Raw genomic sequence first — 3,620 nt, 5'->3', positions numbered from 1 at the left:
TGGGCGCACCCCGCGCAGCAGCAGCCGGGCGCCGCCCGCCGCGACGGCCAGCCGGCCCGCCGGGGTGTACAGCGCGAGCGCGCCCGCGCCGACCCACCACCAGGAGGCGGTCGGCGCCCACGGGTAGTCGCCGAGGTGGGTCAGCAGGTTCCCGGCGGCCAGCAGGGCGACCGTCCAGCGCAGGCCGACGACGGTGAACAGCGGAACCAGCAGGAGCAGCTGGAGCAGCTTGGCCCTGGTCGGCACCAGGGCGACGGTACGGGCCTCGGCGCTCTCGCCGGCGGAGCGCTCCAGGTGCCGCGCGAGCTTGCGCAGCGTCGGGTGCTGGTAGATGTCCAGCACGGCCGCGCTCGGGTAGCGGGTGCGCAGCAGGGTGGTCAGCCGGGCGGCGGCCAGGCTGCCGCCGCCGATCGCGAAGAAGTCGTCGCGCGGGCCGCCGACCCGCACGCCGAGGATCTCCGACCACTGCTCGGCCAGCCAGGCCTCGGTGCCGTACAGCTCCTCGCCGGGGCCCGTGTTCTCCAGCTCGGGCAGCGGCCAGGGCAGGGCGGCCCGGTCGACCTTGCCGGAGGTCCGGGTGGGCAGGGCCTCGACGGTCGCCAGCAGCGGCACGAGGGCGGCGGGCAGCTCGGCGCGCAGCCGCTCGACGGCCTGCTCGCGGTCGAAGCCGTCCTGGACCACCAGATAGCCGACCAGCAACTGGTTGCCGCCGCGCGCGGTCCGGACGGCGGCCGCCGCGCCCGCCACGCCGGGCAGGGCCTGCAGGGCCGCGTCGACCTCGCCGAGCTCGATCCGGCGGCCGCCCAGCTTGATCTGCTCGTCGGTGCGGCCGAGGAACAGCAGGCCGGCCGGGTCCGCCTGGACCAGGTCGCCGCTGCGGTAGGCGCGCTCCCAGCCCAGCGAGGGCAGCGGCGCGTACTTCTCGGCGTCCTTCTCCGGGTCGAGGTAGCGGGCCAGGCCCACCCCGCCGATCACCAGCTGCCCGGTGCCGCCGGCGGCGACCGGCAGGCCGGCCTCGTCCACCACGGCGAGGTCCCAGCCGTCCAGCGGCAGGCCGATCCGCACCGGGCCCTCGCCGGTCAGCAGGGCGGCGCAGGCGACCACGGTGGCCTCGGTGGGGCCGTAGGTGTTCCACAGCTCGCGGCCCTCGGTGACCAGGCGCTGCACCAGCTCGGGCGGGCAGGCCTCGCCGCCGAAGATCAGCAGCCGCACCTCGTTGAGGGCCTCGGCCGGCCACAGCGCGGCCAGGGTCGGGACGGTGGAGACCACGGTGATCTCCTGCTCGGCCAGCCAGGGGCCGAGGTCGGCGCCGCTGCGCACCTGGGAGCGGGGGACCGGCACCAGGCAGGCGCCGTGCCGCCAGGCCAGCCACATCTCCTCGCAGGAGGCGTCGAAGGCCACCGAGAGGCCGGCCATCACCCGGTCGCCGGGGCCGATCGGCTCCTCCTGGAGGAAGAGCGCGGCCTCGGCGTCCACGAAGGCGGCGGCGTTGTGGTGGGTGACGGCCACGCCCTTCGGCTTGCCGGTCGACCCGGAGGTGAAGATGATCCAGGCGTCGTCGGCGGGGGTGGGGCGGCGCTCCAGGGCGGGAGCGCGTTCGCCGGTGGTCGCCAGGCCGCGTTCGGCGCCGAGCACGGCGGCGACGGCGGCCTCGCCGAAGACCAGTTCGGCGCGCTCGTCCGGGTCCTCGGCGTCCACCGGGACGTAGGCGGCCCCGGCGGCGAGCACCGCGAGGATCGAGACGTACAGGTCGTTGGTGCCGGAGGGCACGCGCACGCCGACCCGGTCGCCCGGGCCGATCCCGGCGGCGGCCAGTCGGCGGCGCAGCTGTTCGACCTCGGCGGCCAGCGCGCGGTAGCTGAGCACGGTGCGCCCGTCGTCCAGGGCGGGCTCGTCGGGGTGGGCGGACATGGTGGCGTCCAGCACGTCGACCAGGGTGCGCGGGGCGGCGGCCGGGCGGCCGGGGAACAGGGCGAGGGCCGGCTCGGCCTGCGGTACCGGTTCCTGGGCGGGCTCGGCGTGGGGCGTGGACCCCTGGACGGGTTCGGCGTGGGGCGTCGGATCCTGCGGTGGCGTGGGGTACTGCTCCGGGTGGCTCGGTTCAGCTGTCATGGCAGCCGTGCGCTCCTCGTCCTCGCCCCGTTCCGACCGATGCCCGGCCCCTGGGGCGGTGGGGGCACCGCCTGATCGGGTGACCCCACTCCGGGGCCGGAGCGGACAACCCGACCGATGGTAGCCCCGGTGCGGCGACCCGGCAGGAGCGGACGCACGGCCCAACTGGCGCCGGAGTGGCTGAATCTGACGCTTCGTCAGTCAATAACTGAGCCCCGTTGGAACCCATGTGACGAGGTGTCAGTGGACTTGACGGACCGTCAGGTCGATTCTTCGACCGTGATCCACGCCACAGCGATTGCTGCTCCCTTCGGGTGGCGGGCCGTCGGCGGGCCGGGTTTCGCGCTCCGGTCCCCTCGGTCCGGTCCCGGCCCGCCGTACGGCCCGGCGGTCAGCGGAACCGGTGCAGGTTCTCGCCGAGGAAGGCCTCCAGGGTGCGCGGAGCGCGTCCGGCGAGGCGGAGGAAGGTGTCGTCCGGCGTCTCCTTGCGGACCACCGCGAGCTGCTGGATCTCCACCACGTGGGTGGCCAGCCAGTCCGGCATCCCGGCCCGCCCGACCAGGTGGGCGTGCAGCTCGGACGGGCCCAGGTCGAGGTAGCGGACCGGCCGGCCGAGCAGCTCGCCCAGCAGCGCGGTGAGCTCCGGGTAGCTGTAGGCCCGCCCGCCGGTGAGCGGATAGGTGCCACCGGCGAGCTCGGGGCGGGTGAGCACCTCGGCCGCCGCGTCCCCGATGTCCCGGGCGTCCACGTAGTTGCAGCGCGCCTGTCCCAGCGCGCCGTGCACCATCCCGGCGGCGGCGATGCCGGGCGCCAGGAGCAGCAGCTTCTGCATGAACGCGTACGGCCGCAGGACGGTGGTGGTGATGCCGGAGGAGCGCAGCCGCTCCTCGATCAGGTGGTGGCCGCGGGAGACGGCCACGGGGGAGTCCGGCTCGGCGGCGGGCGCGGAGACCTTGACGATGTGCTCCACGCCGCAGTCGACCGCCGCCTCGATCGCGTTCAGCTCGTACCGGACCTGCTGCGGGCCGTTGGCCATGGTGAGGAAGAGCTGGTGCGCGCCGCGGAAGGCCGCGCGCAGGGAGGCCGGGTCGGCGGCGTCCGCCGGGAGGGTGGCCGTGCGGGCGAGGGTGCGCTCGTCGAGTGCGGCGGCCAGTCGGGCGGGCTCGCGGCTGAGGGCGCGGCTCGGCGCGCCGAGGGCGGCGAGGCTGCGGAGGGTGGCGCCGCCGGTGGCGCCACCGGCGCCCATGATGACGATCATGATGTCTGCCTTTCGGGGAGGGGTGCGGTGGGGAGTCGGTGCTGTGCCGTGCGGGCCGGGCGGCTGCCGCGCCAGTGCCAGGTGGTGATGGTGGCGGCGATCGCCGAGGAGACCGGCAGGTCGATGGGGAGCCGGTGCGGCCACGGGCTGTCGGCCAGCCGGGGGACCTGCGGCAGCCAGTGGGCGGCGGCGAGGCCGACGGCCAGGCCGAGCGCGGCTCCGGCCAGGCCGAGGGCGGCGGCCGCGAGGG

Annotated in this window: 2 protein-coding genes and 1 pseudogene; all 3 read right to left on the bottom strand. The window is 76.0% G+C overall.

All coding sequences use genetic code 11. The features are described from left to right. A partial coding sequence (locus tag AE652_RS37635; RefSeq protein ID WP_159028676.1) for a non-ribosomal peptide synthetase occupies positions 1-2,112 on the bottom strand: 2,112 nt, incomplete at its 3' end. 391 nt (positions 2,113-2,503) lie between these two features. Next, positions 2,504-3,370: an NmrA family NAD(P)-binding protein gene (locus AE652_RS37630; RefSeq protein ID WP_049659784.1), complete on the bottom strand. Its 867-nt coding sequence runs from the start codon at positions 3,368-3,370 to the stop codon at positions 2,504-2,506. Next, a pseudogene (locus AE652_RS37625) lies at positions 3,367-3,620 on the bottom strand (hypothetical protein); the annotation flags it as partial. The pseudogene AE652_RS37625 and the gene AE652_RS37630, both read right to left, overlap by 4 nt.

Origin of the sequence: Kitasatospora sp. MY 5-36, from assembly GCF_001182915.1 — a bacterium.
In the GTDB taxonomy this organism is placed as follows: Bacteria; Actinomycetota; Actinomycetes; order Streptomycetales; family Streptomycetaceae; genus Kitasatospora.
This window is presented reverse-complemented; position numbering and strand designations above follow the sequence as displayed.

What these genes read in the sequence shown, in the direction of transcription:
- AE652_RS37630 (WP_049659784.1), bottom strand. Translation starts at nt 3,370, where the DNA reads ATGATCGTCATCATGGGCGCCGGTGGCGCCACCGGCGGCGCCACCCTC.